Source organism: Paraburkholderia terrae, from assembly GCF_002902925.1.
Lineage (GTDB): Bacteria > Pseudomonadota > Gammaproteobacteria > Burkholderiales > Burkholderiaceae > Paraburkholderia > Paraburkholderia terrae.
In genome coordinates, this window is sequence record NZ_CP026111.1 from 1901269 (window position 1) to 1917400 (window position 16132).

A 16132-nucleotide genomic window follows, 5' to 3' on the forward strand; every position below is an offset into this window, starting at 1 on the left:
TATCCGATGCGTTCGGCGCGTTCGATGCAGCCAACCGCGCGAAAGCATCGGACCACGCCGCGCTGCCAGTCGCCGTCAGGCGACACCGGCACGCGCGGCGGCCTCCTTGTGAAACGACCGCTTACGGACGCTCGAGCGCGAGCGCTACGCCCATGCCGCCGCCGATACACAGCGACGCGAGGCCCTTCTTCGCATCGCGTTTCTGCATTTCGTGCAGCAGCGTGACGAGAATCCGGGCACCGGACGCGCCGATCGGGTGGCCGATCGCGATCGCGCCGCCGTTCACGTTGACCTTCGACGTGTCCCAGCCCATCTGCTTGTGTACGGCCAGCGCCTGCGCCGCGAATGCCTCGTTGATTTCCATCAGGTCGAGGTCGTTCACGCCCCAGCCCGCACGCTCCAGACAACGGCGCGATGCCGGCACCGGGCCCATGCCCATCACCTTCGGATCGACGCCCGCGTTCGCGTACGCCTTGATGCGCGCGAGCGGCGTGAGACCCAGCGCCTCAGCCTTCTTCGCCGACATCACGACAACCGCCGCCGCGCCGTCGTTCAGACCCGAGGCATTCGCCGCCGTCACCGTGCCTTCCTTCGAGAAGGCCGGCTTCAGACCCGCCAGCGCTTCGGCCGTGACGCCGTGGCGCACGAATTCATCCGTTGCGAATGACAGCGGATCGCCCTTACGCTGCGGAATCTGGATCGGCACGATTTCATCATCGAAGCGACCGGCCTTCTGTGCGGCTTCCGCCTTATTCTGCGAAAGCGCCGCGAACTTGTCCTGGTCTTCGCGCGAAATGCCGTATTCCTTCGCGACGTTCTCAGCCGTCACGCCCATGTGGTACTGGTTGTACACGTCCCACAAGCCATCGACGATCATGCTGTCGATCAGCTTCGCGTCGCCCATGCGGAAGCCGTCACGCGAGCCCGGCAGCACGTGCGGCGCCGCGCTCATGTTTTCCTGGCCGCCCGCAATGACGATGTCCGCATCGCCCGCGATGATCGCGTTGGCGGCCAGCATCACGGCCTTCAGGCCCGAGCCGCACACCTTGTTGATGGTCATGCCGGGCACTGCCATCGGCAGACCGGCCTTGATCAGCGACTGGCGCGCCGGGTTCTGCCCAGAACCCGCCGTCAGCACCTGACCCAGGATGACTTCGCTAATCTGCTCGGGCTTGAGACCCGAGCGCTCCAGCACGGCGCGGATCACCGTGGCGCCCAGTTCCGGCGCCGCAATCTTCGCCAGCGACCCACCGAATTTGCCGACAGCCGTGCGGGCCGCCGATACGATCACTACGTCAGTCATTTTCGTTTCCTTCGGGGCTGCGGCGACATGCTCCACAGTACCCCGTCAAAAGTTGTTAATCCGGTCAAGTCAGCATTACTGCGATACAGCGTCTGTCTCACTCCATCCGTCGTCACTCGTTATCCGTCAGGCGGAGGTCGCTCTTTTGACTTCGACGGCGACCCTATGCGAATGATTCGGCACCCGAACGATTATTCGCGCTCCTGCACGTAGCGGCCAGGCGCGGGTTCGATCACCGGGAACTCGGCCGAGCCCGCTTGCGCCGCGGGCTTCACCTTCTTGCCAGCGAACTGGTCGAGCCAGCTCGTCCATTCGGGCCACCAGCTGCCAGGCGTTTCCGTTGCGCTTTCGAGCCAGTCGGCGGGGTTCTCGGGCAGCGTTTTATCGTCGCCCGCTACCGACCAGAAGCTGCGCTTCTTCTTCGACGGCGGATTGATCACGCCGGCGATATGGCCCGACGCGCCGAGCACGAACTTGCGCGGCCCCGTCAGCAGCGGCACCGACGCATACGCCGTTTCCCACGGCACGATGTGGTCTTCACGCGAGCCGTAGATGAACGTCGGCACGTCGATGCGCGTCAGGTCCACCTTCTCGCCGCACGTGGTCAGCGCGCCCGGTTCGCGCAGCTTGTTTTCCAGATACGTGTTGCGCAGATACCAGCAGTACATCGGACCCGGCAGGCTCGTCGAATCGCTGTTCCAGTACAGCAGGTCGAACGGCATCGGCGTGCGGCCCTTCAGGTAGTTGTCGACGACGTAGTTCCACACGAGATCGTTCGGGCGCAGGAACGAGAACGTGTTCGCGAACTCGAGGCCGCGCATCAGGCCCGGCGGCGTACCGTTCTTGCCGCCGATGGTCTGCTCGCGCATCTGCACATGCGCTTCGTCGACGAAGATGTCGAGGATGCCCGTGTCGGCGAAGTCGAGCATCGCCGTGAGCAGCGTCATCGATGCCGCGGGATGCTCGCCGCGCGCCGACGCCACGGCCAGCGCCGTCGCGAGCAGCGTGCCGCCGATACAGAAACCGAGCGTGTTGATCTGCTCGCGGCCGCTGATCTGACGCGTGGTTTCGATCGCCGCCAGCACACCGTCGCCGATGTAGTCGTCCCATCCCTTCTCGGCGATTGACTGGTCCGCGTTGCGCCACGAAATCAGATACACCTGGTGGCCCGACTCGACCGCGTGCGCGACGAGCGAGTTCTCAGGCTGGAGATCGAGGATGTAGTACTTGTTGATGCAAGGCGGCACGATCAGCAGCGGCCGCTCGTACACGGTCGCCGTGCGCGGCTTGTACTGGATCAGCTGCATCAGCTCGTTCTCGAACACGACGGAACCTTCCGACATCGCCAGATTCTTGCCGACGACGAAACGCGATTCGTCGGTCTGCGAAATCTTGCCGCGCTGCATGTCGTTGAGCAGGTTCATCACGCCCTGGCGCAGGCTTTCGCCGTTGCTTTCGAGCAGCGTCTTTTGCGCTTCGGGATTCAGCGCGAAGAAGTTGCTCGGCGAAGCGGCCGCCGTCCATTGCTGCACGGCGAAGCGGATGCGCTCGCGGGTTTTCTGGTCGGTTTCGAGCGCATCGACCAGTTCCTGCAGATAACGCGCGTTCAACAGATACCACGCTGCCGTGTACGCGTAGACGGGCGTCGTCTTCCACGCCTCCGAACTGAAGCGCCGGTCCTTGAGTTCGAGACCCGTCGAGCTTGTCTGCGTCGACTGTTGCAGCAACTGCATCGCCTCGCGCGAATAGTCGGACTGCAACTGCTGAAGTCGCGTGGACGGGATCGATGCGCTCGGCACCTTCAACCCGGCAAGCTGCTGCGTGAACTGTTGCGCGAGCTGAGGATTGAATGCCTGCCCGAAGAATGCGTTGAACGGCTGGCCTTCGGCCGGACCGTTCGGTTGAGCTTGCGTTTGCGCAAACTGTTTGGCGATTTGCTCGAAGAAGGGATTCGCGAACGGCAGCGAACCGGCCTGCGCCGTCGCCGCTTTCGCGAAGTCGGGCATAGCGGGGACACTAAAAGGATTGCCGTTCGCTGCAGCCTGTGCGCCTATCGAACGCCATGCGTTCATCCAGGCATCGAACCATTGATGGACCCCTGCCGCATCCGCTTGCTGCTGCGTGCGGTCCGACGAGGTGTCCGTGCGAGAAGAAGTCGAGGAAGTTTGAGATGCAGCCATGCCTGCTTTTAACCGAAAGGTCCTCGCGGACGGGTTGAGAGGCAGGTACTTGCGCGGCAGGCGCGAATGGATCGCGACCGCGTTACGCCCTTGCCCGGTGGAGAACATTCTTGCGCCCCATCGCAAGGCATGTCAATGCTTGTTCCCGATTTTGCCGCACTGCGATAATTTTTTCATCATCGTTTTCCCGATGTATATGAAATCGAATTGCCGATGGAAGAAACGATCGTGCTGTGCAATGCAAAACGAGCCCGTTACTACGGGCTCGTCTGGCTGATGGGGGAACGCGCGGAACGCTTATGCACTGCGCAACCGCGTAGGTCTTCTTATTTTCGCGCAGTGCAGCATAAGACTGCACAAGACCCCGCTCGACGTCGGGCCGCGCGCAGCAAAATTGCCTTTGCGCAGCGGCAGTTAGCCGCTTTCGTCATTGGTCTGCGAGCCAGATCAGCGCGGCCATCCGGCCCGTCTCGCGATCGCGTCGATAGGAGTAGAAACGCTCGCGTTCGGTGACCGTGCAGTGATCGCCGCCTGTCACGTTCGTGATGCCGATCTGCGCGAGACGCCAACGCGCGAGCCGCGGCAGATCCGCGAGGAACTTGCCGGCATTCAGCGGGTGCTCGACGAAGGCGCTGGCGACGATATCGCGTTGTGCGCCGCCGACACCCTTCATGAAGGCGTCACGCACGTCTGGTCCGACCTCGAAGGCCTGCGGGCCGATGCATGGACCGAGATAAGCATGCAGTACTGACATGTCAGTACACGCGAGCGATGCGACACGCTGCGCCGTGTTCTCCACGACACCCGACGCGAGACCACGCCAGCCCGCGTGCGCGGCACCCACCGCGCGGCCTTGCGGATCGCATAGCAGAACGGGCATGCAATCGGCGATCATCACCACGCATACCGTCCCCGTCCGGTCGGTCACGCTGGCGTCGGCTTGCATCAACGGCTCGCCGCGCTGTGTGGCGGCCAGCACGTCGTCGGCATTCAAGACGGTCGCGCCATGAACCTGCGAGAGCCATGCGGCTTCATCGTGCGCTGTCAGCTTCATCAGACGTGCGCGGTTTGCTTCGACAGGCGCGGGATCGTCGCCCGACTTCCTGCCGAGATTCAGCCCGCCCGCACCATCGACGCCATCGTGCCATGTACCGAACGGCGGCAGGCTCACGCCGCCGTTGCGCGTCGTGACGAGCGCCCGCACGCGCGACGACACGGACCACTCGGGGCGCAGCACGTCGTTCGTGGTCAGGTCAGGCAGCGTCATGCGCGGTCGTCCTTGTCGGGTGAGGCTTCGTCGTCGGCATCGTCTTCATCGTCGTAGTCGTCTTCGATCGATACTTCGGCTTCGTCATCGTAGTCGTCGTCATACTCGTCGAAATCTTCCTGGTACGCGGCTTCGTGCTCGCGGCCAAGGCCCAACGCTTCGGACAGTTCAGCGATATCGTCGGGCACGTCGGCGCGCCATTGCATCGTGCGGCCCGTGCGCGGATGAACCAGCGCGAGCCGCCATGCATGCAGCGCCTGGCGCGCGAAGCCGCCCGGCAGCGGCGCCACCGAACGCTTGCCGCGCGCGCGCCCATAAACCGGGTCGCCCAGCAGTGGATGACCAATGTGCGCGCAATGCACGCGGATCTGATGCGTGCGGCCCGTCTCCAGATCGCAGTGAATCGCTGAAACGGGCTGCCGCTCCCAGATCGCCGAATCGATGCGCCGAAAGTGCGTGCGCGCCGGCTTGCCCGATGCGCCCGTCACCACGGCCATGCGCGTGCGCTCGCGCGGATCGCGGCCGATCGGCGCGTCGATCGTGCCTTCGTCGCGCATGTTGCCCCACACGAGCGCGAGATAGCGGCGTTTCACGGTGCGCGCCTGCAGTTGGCGCACAAGATCGGTTTGCGCTTCGAGCGTGCGCGCGACGACCATCAGCCCCGATGTCTCCTTGTCCAGCCGATGCACGATGCCCGCGCGCGGCAAGCCCGCCGCCGCGTCGCCATAGCGATGCAGCAGGCCGTTGAGCACCGTGCCGCTCCAGTTCCCCGCAGCGGGATGCACGACGAGACCGGCCGGCTTGTTGATCACGACGAGCGTGTCGTCTTCATAGACGATATCGAGCGGCACGGGTTCCGGCGTGAACGCGAGCTGCTCGGGCAGCAGATCGGGCACGAGCTCGATCGACGCGCCAAGCGGCACCGGATGGCGGATCTTCGCGGGCTGTCCGTCGACGCGCACACGCTGCGCCTCGATCCAGCTTTGCAGCCGGCTGCGTGAAAACTCCGGAAAGACTTTGGCGAGCACCTTGTCGAGCCGCTCGCCGGCGAGCTCGGACGGCACCGTGACGACGCGTGGCGTTTCGTCCGCGCGCCGCGCGGAGCCTTGCTCCTCGGCGGATACAGACGGTGCGGCGAGCGCGTCGTCGACGAGATCGTCGTCGAGGGTATCGGCGCCCGGGTCACCTGCCGATACGTTGGCGGGGTCGGCGCTTGGGCTATAATCTTTGTTGCTCTTCCGCGCGCCCTGACCGGGGCGCGGAGTATTGGAACGGGTCATCGAGACTGGGTCACCTGGACGTAAAGCTAGACTGGAAAATGCGAGCCTTGAACATCATTACTCAAACTGTTCGAAAGACGGTGGCCCAAAAGCTGGCCAGGAAAGCAGCCCTCTATGGCGCTTCCATGGCGGCCGTTACGCTGGTAGCGGCTTGTCACGGCCTGCCGGAAAAGACCGACGAAACGGCCACGTGGACTAACAACAAATTATATACGGAGGCGCAAGACGCCTTGAGCGGTGGCGACTTCGGCAAGTGCGCGAAATACTTCGAAGCACTCGAAGGCCGCGACCCGTTCGGCCACTTCGCGCAGCAGGCGCAGATCAACGTTGCGTACTGCAACTGGAAGGACAGCGAAACGGACGCCGCCGACCAGGCCGTCAACCGCTTCATCCAGCTTCACCCTGATCACCCGGACATCCCCTACGCGTATTACCTGAAGGGCATGATCCACTTCAACGACGATCTGGGCCTGTTCGGCCGCTTCTCGGGCCAGGACATGAGCGAGCGCGATCCGAAGTCGCTGCGCGAGTCATATGACGCGTTCAAGGTCGTCGTCGACAAGTATCCGCAGAGCAAGTACGCACCGGACGCAGCCCAGCGCATGCGCTATATCGTGAACGCCCTCGCGTCGCACGAAGTGCATGCAGCGGACTACTACTACCGCCGCGGCGCGTATGTGGCCGCCATCAACCGTGCGCAGCTCGCGATCAAGGAATACAAGAACGCGCCCGCGATCGAAGACGCGCTGCACATCATGATGCTGTCGTATCAGAAACTGGATCAGCCGCAGCTTGCGGACGACACGAAGCGCATCCTGGCCGGCACCTTCCCGGACAGCCCGTACATCACGGGCCGTGCCCGTCCGGGCAAGGAAAAGTCGTGGTGGCAGTTCTGAGCCGCCTGACCCTGACGGGATAAAAAACGCCACGGTTACATACCGTGGCGTTTTTGCTTCTGGCGTCCGCGTTTCTGCGTTTCCGCGTTGGGCGGACGCTTCAGCCCGTCGCGTTCAGTCGCGCTCGAAGAGCGCAATCGACTCGACGTGCGACGTATGCGGGAACATGTTCACCACGCCCGCACCCTTCAACCGGTAGCCCGCTTCATGAACGAGCAGGCCCGCGTCACGCGCGAGCGTCGCCGGGTTGCACGACACGTAGACGATGCGCTTCGGCAACGGCCCTTCGCCGCTCTGCGCAATATCCGCCAGCGCCTTCGACACCGCGAGCGCGCCTTCGCGCGGCGGATCGATCAGGTACTTGTCGAAGTGGCCGAGCGCGCGGATGTCGTCGGCGGTGACTTCGAACAGGTTACGGCTCGCGAACGACGTATGGCTGTCGACGCCGTTTTCCTTCGCGTTGTCGAGCGCGCGCGAGGTCAGCACCTCGCTGCCTTCGATACCGACCACTTCCCGCGAGATCCGCGCGAGCGGCAGCGTGAAGTTGCCGATGCCGCAGAACAGATCGAGCACGCGGTCGGTCTTCGCGGGCGCCAGCAGGCGCAGCGCGCGGCCGACCAGCACACGGTTGATCTGATGGTTGACCTGCGTGAAGTCGGTCGGGCGGAACGGCATGCGGATGCCGTATTCGGGCAGCGTGTAGTCGAGCTGCGCATCGAGCGGATAGAACGGATAGACCGAGTCCGGACCCTTCGGCTGCAGCCAGAACTGGACGTTGTGCTGATCGGCGAAATCGCGCAGCACCTGTTCGTCGGCTTCGTTGATCGGCTCCAGAACGCGCAGCACGAGCGCCGTCACCGACGAGCCGACGGCCAGTTCGATCTGCGGCATGCGGTCGCGAATCGACAGCGCTTCGACCATGTGCCGCAGCGGCACCAGCATGTCGGACACATGCGGCGGCAGCACTTCACAGCTCGTCATATCGGCGACGTAGCTGCTCTTCTTTTCGTGGAAACCGACCAGCACGCCGCCCTTCTTCGCGACGTTGCGCACAGTCAAACGCGCGCGATAGCGGTAGCCCCACGACGGGCCGTGGATCGGCCGGAACACGGTTTCCGGGCGCAGCTTCGACAGATGCATCAGATTGTCTTCGAGCACGCGCTGCTTGACGGCGATCTGCGCGCGTACGTCGAGATGCTGCATCGAACAACCGCCGCAGATGCCAAAAAACTTGCACTGCGGGCGGGTACGGATCACGCTCTCTTTAAGGATATCGACGACCTGCGCCTGTTCGAAACTCGGCTTCTTCCGGTAGCTCGAATAGGTGACGCGTTCGCCGGGCAGCGCGCCCTCGACGAAGATCACCTTGCCGGGCGAGCCGTCTTCCGTGACGGTGCGGCCGACGCCGCGCGCTTCCATGTCGAGCGAATCGATATCGAGTTCGGGCGCCTTGAAGGGACCAGCGGCAGCGTCTTCGCGCGCCTGCTTGCTCTTTCTGGACGAGCGCGTTTTACCAATGTGGGGGACAGTTTCGGACACCTGCGACTTCCTGACAGACTGTGTAAAAGTGGGACCAAACACGAGATTGTAGACGAACGACACACACCGACGGAGATTTGACGATGCGACTGATCAGCTGGAATGTCCAGTGGGGACGCAGTGCGCACGGGGACGTGAACCTGTCGCGCACGATCGACGAGGCGCGGCGGCTCGTTGATTTCGACGTGCTGTGCCTACAGGAAGTCACGCGCGGCTTTTCGGTGCTGGCGGGCCATCCGGGCGACGACCAGTTCGCCGAGATCGCCGACGCCCTGCCCGGCTTCACGGTGCTGGAGGCGATCGGCGCAGATCTGCCCGCGCTGAAGCTGGACGCGCCGGCTGCGCCGCGGCGGCAGTTCGGCAATGCGATCGCGACGCGGCTGCCTGTTGAGCGTGTGATCCGGCATTCGTTGCCGTGGCCTGCCGATTCGGAGGCGCCGTCGATGCAGCGCGTCGCGCTTGAGGCTGTGCTGCGCGCGCCGGGCGGGTCGGTGCGGGTGATCGTGACGCATCTGGAGTTTTATTCGCTTAAGCAGCGGATTGCGCAGGTTGATCGGCTGCGCCAGTTGCAGCAGGAGGCCGCGGGGCATGCGGCGCACCCCGTACCCGCCGAGAATGCCATCGGCCCTTTTGCTGATACCGGGCGGCCCGTCAGTGCGCTCGTGTGTGGCGATTTCAATAGCGCATACGATAGTGAGGCCTACCGGCGGATGCTGGAGCCGCTCGACGGTAGTCCTTCCTTTATCGATGCGTGGACTGCGTTGCATCCCGGGCAGACGCCGCCTATGACGGCGGGTGTCTATGACAAGGTCCAGTGGGCAGATGGGCCGCTGACGTGTGATTTCGTATTTGTCACCGAGGATTTGCGGACGCGGCTACGAAGGTGTGAGGTCGATGGCGCGACCCGCGCTTCGGATCATCAGCCGATAGTCGTAGAGATGGGTTGATTTTTGTTTGTCTGCGACGCTGGTGTGGTTTGCTGGTGTTGGCGCTGGCATCCGCGTTACGGTGTTTGCAGCTCAAGCGTCGCCCCTGTGCGGGGCGGCACCTACTTTTCTTTGCCGCCGCAAAGAAAAGTAGGCAAAAGAAAGCGGCTAACACCGCCAGTTCCTGTGTTTGCCTGAGGGCCCCCAAAGGGTCTTACGCTTCACACGGCAAACACGTGACCCATGTTCGTTGCCAACGCTCTGAATGAGCGCCTCACCCGCTTCACGCACCCGCGCTGCTCCATACCGTCCCAGATATTCCACGGCCGCCCAGGTGGCAAACTGTGTGTAGGTTGTCGCGTCGCACAGGGTAGCGCTCTTACAGGGTTGAACGCATGCGCTATCGGTCCGAAGTGAGGCGAGTGAGGCACTACGCCCTACACACAGTTTGCCACCTGGGCGGCACATACCGTTCGCTGCCGCTTGCCCGGGTACGGTCATTCGAAGCGGGTGAGGCGTTCATTCGAAGCGTTGGCAACCAGCACCGACCAGGGCACTGCCGTGTGAAGCGTGGGGACGTTGAGGGCCCGTGGATAAGAACACGGGCTGGCGGTGTGAGCCGCTTTCTTTTGCCTACTTTTCTTTGCGGCGGCAAAGAAAAGTAGGTGCCGCCCCGCACAGGGGCGACGCGTGAAGCACGCTAACAAATCGCGGATGCCAGCGCAAACACAAGCAAACCAAACCGCCCGCGCCGCAAGCCGAAGTCGCCAATACCGCAGCGTCGCAGACACCAAACCCACTAATTATCGAACGCAGCGAGATACTCAGCCCAGTGCGGCGCCGCCTCCTGCGCCAAGGAGTTCTTCACGAGTGCGATTTCATCCGCATACTCCTCCGGCGAAAACCCACCCCGCATCAACTGAAACCGACAATAAAGCAGATACGTATTCACGACATCCGTCTCACAGTAGTTACGAATCTCATCGATCCGCCCCGCCTGAAACGCATGCCACACCTGCCCACCATCCATCCCGAGCTTGCCGGGAAAGCCACACAACTTGGCAAGCGCATCGAGCGGCGCATTCGCCCGCGCCTGATACATCGCCAGCACATCCATCAAGTCAGTATGCCGCGCGTGGTATCGGCTGATGTAGTTGTTCCACTTGAAATCGCGGTCATCCTCGCCAAGATCCCAAAACCGGTTCGCGCGAATGCCATTCACCATCGCACGGTAATTCAGCACCGGCAAATCAAAGCCGCCGCCATTCCACGACACGAGCTGCGGCGTGTACTTCTCGATCGTGCGATAAAACGACTGCACGAGCGAAGCCTCGCCATCCGAAGTCGTGCCAAGCGAACGCACCCGAAAACCATTGTTATCGCGGAACACGCATGAAATCGCCGCGACACGCTGCAAGTGATGCGGCAGAAAATCACTGCCCGTCTTCTCGCGCCGCGCCGCAAACGCGTGCTCGGCTACTTCTTCGTCGGACATCGTTGCGGGAAGACTTTCAAGCCGGCGAATGCCGGCGACATCGGGAATCGTCTCGATGTCGAATACCAGAATTGGAGTCATCAGTTTCTAGAGAACAGCGTCCTTCCGAACGCCATTGGACGCAAAGAAGCGCTTCAGTCGCACCAGCGCCTCTTGCTGGATCTGGCGCACACGCTCGCGCGTGAGGCCCATTTCGTCGGCGAGTTCCTCGAGCGTGGCCGGTTCGATGTGATTCAGCCCAAAGCGGCGCTCAATCACATGACGATGTTTGTCCGACAGCCGCGCGAGCCACGCGCGCGTCAGCGTCTCGAGCTCGCGGTGCTGCACCTCGGCATCGGGCGACTGGCTCTGGTCGTCCGATAACAGATCGAGCAGGCTGCTCGCCGGGTCGAGATCGAGCGGCGCATCGAGCGACGCGGTGTGCTCGTTCAAGGCGAGGATATCCGTGACTTCGTCCGTCGTCTTGCCCGTCAGATACGCAATGTCGTCGATGCTCGCGTCGCGGCGCTCGGCCGCTTCACCCGAATTCATCGAATTCTTTTCGAGGTGGCGCTTCGCGCGCAACACCTGGTTCAGCTCGCGGATCACATGCACGGGCAGTCGCACCGTACGCGCCTGATTCATGATCGCGCGCTCGATGCTCTGGCGTATCCACCAGGTGGCGTACGTCGAGAAACGGAAGCCGCGCGTCGGATCGAACTTTTCGATGGCGTGCATCAGGCCGAGGTTGCCCTCTTCGATCAGATCGAGCAGCGGCACGCCGCGATTCAGATAGCCCTTCGCGATGCTGACCACGAGCCGCAAGTTGCGCTCGATCATCACCTGGCGCGCTTCGAATTCGCCCGCCTTCGCGAGACGCGAATAGCGCTGCTCTTCCTCGACGGTGAGCAGCGGCTTCACGCTGATCCGGTTCAGGTAGTGCTGGATCGTGTCGGCCGTAAGTTCGGCCTGCAGCAGCGCGCGGAAATCGTCGGCATCAGGCGCGGAATCGTTTGCGCTTTCGCGCCCCTCAGATTCCTCGTCGCGACCCGACGCACGCTCTTCGGGATCGTTCGCGTTGTCGAGGTCCTCGACGTTGTCGTCATCGACCTCCGAAGCGCCAGCGTCGTCCACCGAAACAGGCGTGGCACGGCTCACGGACTCAGTCTCTGCTTGCGACGGGCGGCGCTTCGATTTCGGCATGGTCGTATCGCTTGGCTTATTGCGGCGGCAAATACTTCATTGGGTCGACAGGCTTACCCTGGCGGCGAACTTCGAAATGCAACATCACGCGGTCCGAATCACTGTTGCCCATTTCGGCGATCTTCTGACCTTTGGTCACCGCGTCACCCTCTTTTACCATCAAAGCACGATTATGTGCATACGCTGTGAGATACGTCGCGTCATGTTTGATGATAATGAGATTGCCGTAACCGCGCAGCCCATTTCCTGCATAAACCACGCGACCATCGGCGGAAGCCTTTACCGCTTCACCCGCCGATCCGCCGATGTTCACGCCTTTGTTCTTCGAATCATCAAAGCCGTTCAACAACGGACCACGCACGGGCCACGCAAACGTCACGTTGCCGTTCGACGCCGTCGCGTCGCTGGCGGCGGGCGGCGGCGTGATCGGCTGTGTACCTGACGCGCCCGGCGCCGCACCGTAAATGGGCGGCTGGTTGGCCGCGCCCGCCGACGGCGCCGGCTGCACGCCCGCAATTGGCGCGTTCTGCACCGAGCCACCGCCAATCGGCGCGGTCGCGACACCCGGCACCACTGGCGCGCCGTTCGCGCCCGGCGGCGCCACGCGCAGCAACTGGTCGACTTCGATCTGGTTCGGGTTCGTCAGGTTGTTCCACGCGGCGATGTCGCGATAGTTTTGACCGTTTTCGAGCGCGATCCTATACAAGGTATCGCCAGGCTTCACTCGGTAGTAGCCCGGAGGCGGCGGGCCGAGCGGCACGGCCGGCTGCGCGCCGGGCGCGGCGCCCGCCTGCGTGACGGTGCCGAGGGTGCCGGAGCGATCGACGACGGGCGCGTTATCGAGCCGCGTTGCACATGCGGCCAGGACGGACAGCATGGCCACGCAAACGCTGCGCTGAGCGACGGACAATGGGACATTCAGGCTTGTTCTTTGCATCGCGCGAAACATACTCATCGGGGTTAAATCACTCCGGATTTTAAGGGGACAAAGAAAACGCGATCAAGCCGCGATTCGCGCCACTGCGCGGGCCCCGTGCGCTCGACGAGCGTGAGTACCTGCGACTGTCCGTCCTGCGATCCGACAGGCGCCACGAGCCGCGCACCAATGGCAAGCTGCTCCAGCAGCGCCTGTGGCACATCGAGTCCAGCTGCCGCGATCACGATCGCATCGAACGGTGCGGCGGCCGGCAAACCGATCCGTCCGTCGCCGTAGTGCAGACGGATGTTCGGGATGCGCAGCGGACGCAGGTTCGTCTTCGCGCGCTCGTAAAGCGGCTTGATGCGTTCAATCGAATACACGTCGCGCGCGACGTGGCTCAGCACCGCGGCCTGATAGCCGCAGCCGGTGCCAATTTCCAGCACGTTCGCGAGCGTGCGGCCCTGCGCGGCCAGCTCGATCATCCGCGCGACCACGGAAGGCTTCGAGATCGTCTGGTGATGGCCGATCGGCAGCGCCGCGTCCTCGTAAGCCTGCGTCGCGAGGCCAGGATCGACGAACATATGACGCGGCACCATCGCCATCGCGTCGAGCACGCGCGGGTCCGTGATGCCGTTCGCCCGCAGCCTTTCGACCATCCGCTCGCGCACGCGTTCTGACGTCAGCGTGACGGCGCTCGTCAACGCGACGTTGGGCGCGCCCGTGCGCTCGAACACCGCCGTCACGGGACGCGGCAACTGATTGCGCGCGCCGTCATTGCGGATCGTGGTTGCGCCTTTCGTATTGACGATTGCGGACGGACTTTTTGTAATCGCGGGCGTGCGCGCGGACGAACCGGCCGTTTTCGCGTTCGAATTGAGGATGCCGGTCGCGCCCTTCGCGGCCGCCGGCGTTTTTGCGGTTACGGTGCCGCTCACGCCGTTGCGCGTGCGGCCTGCTGCCGGCGCGTTCAGATTGGGTACGGCCGTCTTGGTTGCAGCAGGCTTCGATGCAGCCGGCTTGGCCACACCTGCTTTCGCGCCGCGCGCGTCCGCCCGGCGCGGCTCGCGCACCAGGTCTTCGAGTCCAAGCGGAAAGCGCTTTGCGCGCTCGCCCGTCATGAAGCGCCGCTCCCGGCGCTCAGCCAGTCGCGCGCCGCGGGCAGCATAGCCGTATGGGTCAGATCGAGTTGCAGCGGCGTGATCGACACGAGGCCGTTGGCCACCGCGTGGAAGTCGGTGCCTTCGCTGGCATCGCGCGCGCCGCCCGCCGGCCCGATCCAGTAGATCGGCTCGCCGCGCGGATTGCTCTGCCGGATCACCGGCTGCGACGGATGTCGCTTGCCGAGGCGCGTGATGCGCCACTCGCGCAACTGCTCGTAAGGCAGGTTCGGAATGTTGACATTCAGCAACGGATAACCGGGCAACGGACGCTCGAGATAATGCGCGACGATTTCGGCGGCAACACGCGTCGCGTCTTCGAGATGCACCCAGTCTTTATCGACGAGTGAAAACGCGATGGCGGGCACGTTGAACATGATGCCTTCCGTCGCCGCGGCGACGGTGCCCGAGTACAGCGTGTCCTCGCCCATGTTCTGCCCGTTGTTGATGCCGGACACGACGAGATCGGGCGTGTGATCGAGCATGCCCGTCAGTGCGATGTGGACGGAATCGGTCGGCGTGCCGTTCACGTAGTAGAAGCCGTTGGCCGAGCGCAGCACCGACAGAGGGCGCGACAGCGTCAGCGAATTCGACGCGCCGCTGCAATTCTGTTCGGGGGCCATCACGGTGACATCGGCGAGCGGCTTCAGCGCTTCGTAAAGCGCAGCAAGGCCTGGCGCCAGATAACCGTCGTCATTGCTGAGTAGGATTCGCATCCGGCGATTGTAACCGAGGAAACAAGGCACGCGAACGACACACGGGCCCCGCGCATGCCTATGCTTTCATGCAGCGTGGCATGTGTGCAGCAGCCTTGCGAAAGCGCACGGTCGTTCGAGCTTGCTTTACACTGCTTCGCTATAAGGGTTCGGCAAGATGGCGACTTATTTGCTTCGTTGCTGCGCACCCGTTGCGCGAAGCACGCGACCGGCACGCACTCGAAAGCACGCTTATGAAACATGCATGAACCCGTGAAGCCTGCAACGCACATTGACCGATGGGAGACACGATGCGCGCAATCCGCTGCAACCAGTACGGCCCGCCTGAAAGCTTGAGCATCGAGGAACTGCCCGATCTCGTGCCGCAAGCCGGACAGATCGCAATCGACGTCAAAGCGGCAAGCGTCAACTTTCCCGACGTGCTGATCATCCAGAACAAATATCAGTTCAAACCGCCCCTGCCCTTCACGCCCGGCGCGGAAGTCGCGGGTATCGTGCGCGCCGTCGGCGACGGCGTCACGCAGTTCAGGCCGGGCATGCGCGTGGTCGCCTACACGCAGCAAGGCGGCTTCGCCGAGCAGGCCGTCGCGGACGCGAGCGCATGCGTACCGTTGCCCGACGACGCCGACCTCGAAACGGCAGCCGTCTTCACCCTCGCCTATGGCACGTCGCATCACGCCGTGGTCGATCGCGCGGCACTGAAAGCGGGCGAGACGATGCTCGTGCTCGGCGCGGCAGGCGGTGTAGGACTCGCCGCCGTCGAAATCGGCAAGGCGCTCGGCGCACGCGTGATCGCGGCGGCATCGAGCGACGAGAAGCTCGCGACCTGCGTCGCGCACGGTGCCGATGCAACCATCAACTACGCGACGGAAGACCTGCGCGAGCGCATCAAGGCGCTCACGGACGGCAACGGGCCCGATGTGATTTACGACCCTGTCGGCGGCAGTTATGCGGAGCCGGCATTTCGCAGCATCGGCTGGCGCGGGCGCTATCTCGTCGTCGGCTTTGCTAATGGCGACATTCCGAAGCTGCCGTTCAATCTCGCACTGCTGAAAGGCGCGAGCATCGTCGGCGTGTTCTGGGGCGATTTCGCGCGGCGTGAGCCGCAACGCAATGCCGCCGCGTTTCAGCAGATGCTCGGCTGGATTCGCGAAGGCAAGCTCACGCCGCTCGTGTCGGCGCGTTATCCACTCGAAGACACGGCGCGCGCGCTCAACGACATGGCGCAGCGGCGCGTGCTCGGCAAGATCGTGATCACGCCGTAGGCATGCG

Annotated in this window: 13 protein-coding genes; 3 read left to right on the forward strand and 10 right to left on the reverse strand. The window is 63.4% G+C overall.

Features of this window, described 5'->3' with window-relative positions:
- Positions 1 to 121: 121 nt before the first annotated feature.
- From C2L65_RS08485 to C2L65_RS08500, 4 genes are all read right to left on the reverse strand, one after another.
- Positions 122 to 1303, reverse strand: coding sequence for an acetyl-CoA C-acetyltransferase (locus C2L65_RS08485; RefSeq protein WP_007586439.1), 1182 nt, complete (start codon positions 1301 to 1303; stop codon positions 122 to 124).
- 191 nt (positions 1304 to 1494) lie between these two features.
- Positions 1495 to 3483 (reverse strand): class I poly(R)-hydroxyalkanoic acid synthase, encoded by a 1989-nt coding sequence (gene phaC, locus C2L65_RS08490; protein WP_174485086.1) that lies wholly within the window; start codon positions 3481 to 3483, stop codon positions 1495 to 1497.
- A gap of 427 nt (positions 3484 to 3910) precedes the next feature.
- On the reverse strand, positions 3911 to 4750 hold the full coding sequence (gene pgeF, locus C2L65_RS08495; RefSeq protein ID WP_042312204.1) for a peptidoglycan editing factor PgeF: 840 nt from the start codon (positions 4748 to 4750) through the stop codon (positions 3911 to 3913).
- The gene (locus tag C2L65_RS08500; RefSeq protein WP_042312202.1) at positions 4747 to 6030 is read right to left on the reverse strand and encodes an RluA family pseudouridine synthase; all 1284 of its coding nucleotides are present in this window, start codon (positions 6028 to 6030) and stop codon (positions 4747 to 4749) included. Before C2L65_RS08500 ends, pgeF begins: the two co-directional genes overlap by 4 nt.
- A gap of 38 nt (positions 6031 to 6068) precedes the next feature.
- Here C2L65_RS08500 and C2L65_RS08505 point away from each other — a divergent pair, with 38 nt between their 5' ends.
- Positions 6069 to 6926 carry an outer membrane protein assembly factor BamD gene (locus tag C2L65_RS08505; protein ID WP_042312200.1) on the forward strand — a complete coding sequence of 286 codons (858 nt, stop codon included), beginning with the start codon at positions 6069 to 6071 and terminating at the stop codon, positions 6924 to 6926.
- Between the two features lie 114 nt (positions 6927 to 7040).
- Here C2L65_RS08505 and rlmD read toward each other — a convergent pair whose 3' ends face one another.
- Positions 7041 to 8465: a 23S rRNA (uracil(1939)-C(5))-methyltransferase RlmD gene (rlmD, locus tag C2L65_RS08510; protein ID WP_042312285.1), complete on the reverse strand. Its 1425-nt coding sequence runs from the start codon at positions 8463 to 8465 to the stop codon at positions 7041 to 7043.
- An 83-nt stretch (positions 8466 to 8548) separates the two neighbouring features.
- Here rlmD and C2L65_RS08515 point away from each other — a divergent pair, with 83 nt between their 5' ends.
- Positions 8549 to 9412: an endonuclease/exonuclease/phosphatase family protein gene (locus tag C2L65_RS08515; protein ID WP_042312197.1), complete on the forward strand. Its 864-nt coding sequence runs from the start codon at positions 8549 to 8551 to the stop codon at positions 9410 to 9412.
- A gap of 778 nt (positions 9413 to 10190) precedes the next feature.
- Here C2L65_RS08515 and C2L65_RS08520 read toward each other — a convergent pair.
- From C2L65_RS08520 to surE, 5 genes are read right to left on the reverse strand one after another with little or no spacing between them, the layout of a single operon-like run.
- A complete protein-coding gene (locus tag C2L65_RS08520) occupies positions 10191 to 10967 on the reverse strand; it encodes a 3'-5' exonuclease (protein WP_042315127.1) in 777 nt (258 codons plus the stop codon).
- 6 nt (positions 10968 to 10973) lie between these two features.
- Positions 10974 to 12068 carry an RNA polymerase sigma factor RpoS gene (gene rpoS / locus C2L65_RS08525; RefSeq protein ID WP_042315126.1) on the reverse strand — a complete coding sequence of 365 codons (1095 nt, stop codon included), beginning with the start codon at positions 12066 to 12068 and terminating at the stop codon, positions 10974 to 10976.
- A 16-nt stretch (positions 12069 to 12084) separates the two neighbouring features.
- Positions 12085 to 13023 carry a peptidoglycan DD-metalloendopeptidase family protein gene (locus C2L65_RS08530; RefSeq protein ID WP_042315125.1) on the reverse strand — a complete coding sequence of 313 codons (939 nt, stop codon included), beginning with the start codon at positions 13021 to 13023 and terminating at the stop codon, positions 12085 to 12087.
- A 5-nt stretch (positions 13024 to 13028) separates the two neighbouring features.
- On the reverse strand, positions 13029 to 14105 hold the full coding sequence (locus tag C2L65_RS08535; RefSeq protein WP_042315124.1) for a protein-L-isoaspartate(D-aspartate) O-methyltransferase: 1077 nt from the start codon (positions 14103 to 14105) through the stop codon (positions 13029 to 13031).
- Complete coding sequence (surE, locus tag C2L65_RS08540; RefSeq protein WP_042315123.1) at positions 14102 to 14860, reverse strand: 5'/3'-nucleotidase SurE; 759 nt, start codon at positions 14858 to 14860, stop codon at positions 14102 to 14104. The genes C2L65_RS08535 and surE overlap by 4 nt, the downstream gene beginning before the upstream one ends.
- A 290-nt stretch (positions 14861 to 15150) precedes the next feature.
- Between surE and C2L65_RS08545 the strand changes: the two genes are divergently transcribed.
- Positions 15151 to 16125 (forward strand): NADPH:quinone oxidoreductase family protein, encoded by a 975-nt coding sequence (locus tag C2L65_RS08545; RefSeq protein WP_042315132.1) that lies wholly within the window; start codon positions 15151 to 15153, stop codon positions 16123 to 16125.
- The last annotated feature ends 7 nt before the right edge of the window (positions 16126 to 16132 follow it).

Coding starts and splice junctions, on each gene's coding strand:
- rpoS (WP_042315126.1), bottom strand. CDS start 12,068: ATGCCGAAATCGAAGCGCCGCCCGTCGCAAGCAGAGACTGAGTCCGTG.
- C2L65_RS08520 (WP_042315127.1), bottom strand. CDS start 10,967: ATGACTCCAATTCTGGTATTCGACATCGAGACGATTCCCGATGTCGCC.
- C2L65_RS08545 (WP_042315132.1), top strand. CDS start 15,151: ATGCGCGCAATCCGCTGCAACCAGTACGGCCCGCCTGAAAGCTTGAGC.
- C2L65_RS08505 (WP_042312200.1), top strand. CDS start 6,069: ATGCGAGCCTTGAACATCATTACTCAAACTGTTCGAAAGACGGTGGCC.
- phaC (WP_174485086.1), bottom strand. CDS start 3,483: ATGGCTGCATCTCAAACTTCCTCGACTTCTTCTCGCACGGACACCTCG.
- C2L65_RS08500 (WP_042312202.1), bottom strand. CDS start 6,030: ATGACCCGTTCCAATACTCCGCGCCCCGGTCAGGGCGCGCGGAAGAGC.
- C2L65_RS08485 (WP_007586439.1), bottom strand. CDS start 1,303: ATGACTGACGTAGTGATCGTATCGGCGGCCCGCACGGCTGTCGGCAAA.
- pgeF (WP_042312204.1), bottom strand. CDS start 4,750: ATGACGCTGCCTGACCTGACCACGAACGACGTGCTGCGCCCCGAGTGG.
- C2L65_RS08530 (WP_042315125.1), bottom strand. CDS start 13,023: ATGAGTATGTTTCGCGCGATGCAAAGAACAAGCCTGAATGTCCCATTG.
- C2L65_RS08535 (WP_042315124.1), bottom strand. CDS start 14,105: ATGACGGGCGAGCGCGCAAAGCGCTTTCCGCTTGGACTCGAAGACCTG.
- surE (WP_042315123.1), bottom strand. CDS start 14,860: ATGCGAATCCTACTCAGCAATGACGACGGTTATCTGGCGCCAGGCCTT.
- C2L65_RS08515 (WP_042312197.1), top strand. CDS start 8,549: ATGCGACTGATCAGCTGGAATGTCCAGTGGGGACGCAGTGCGCACGGG.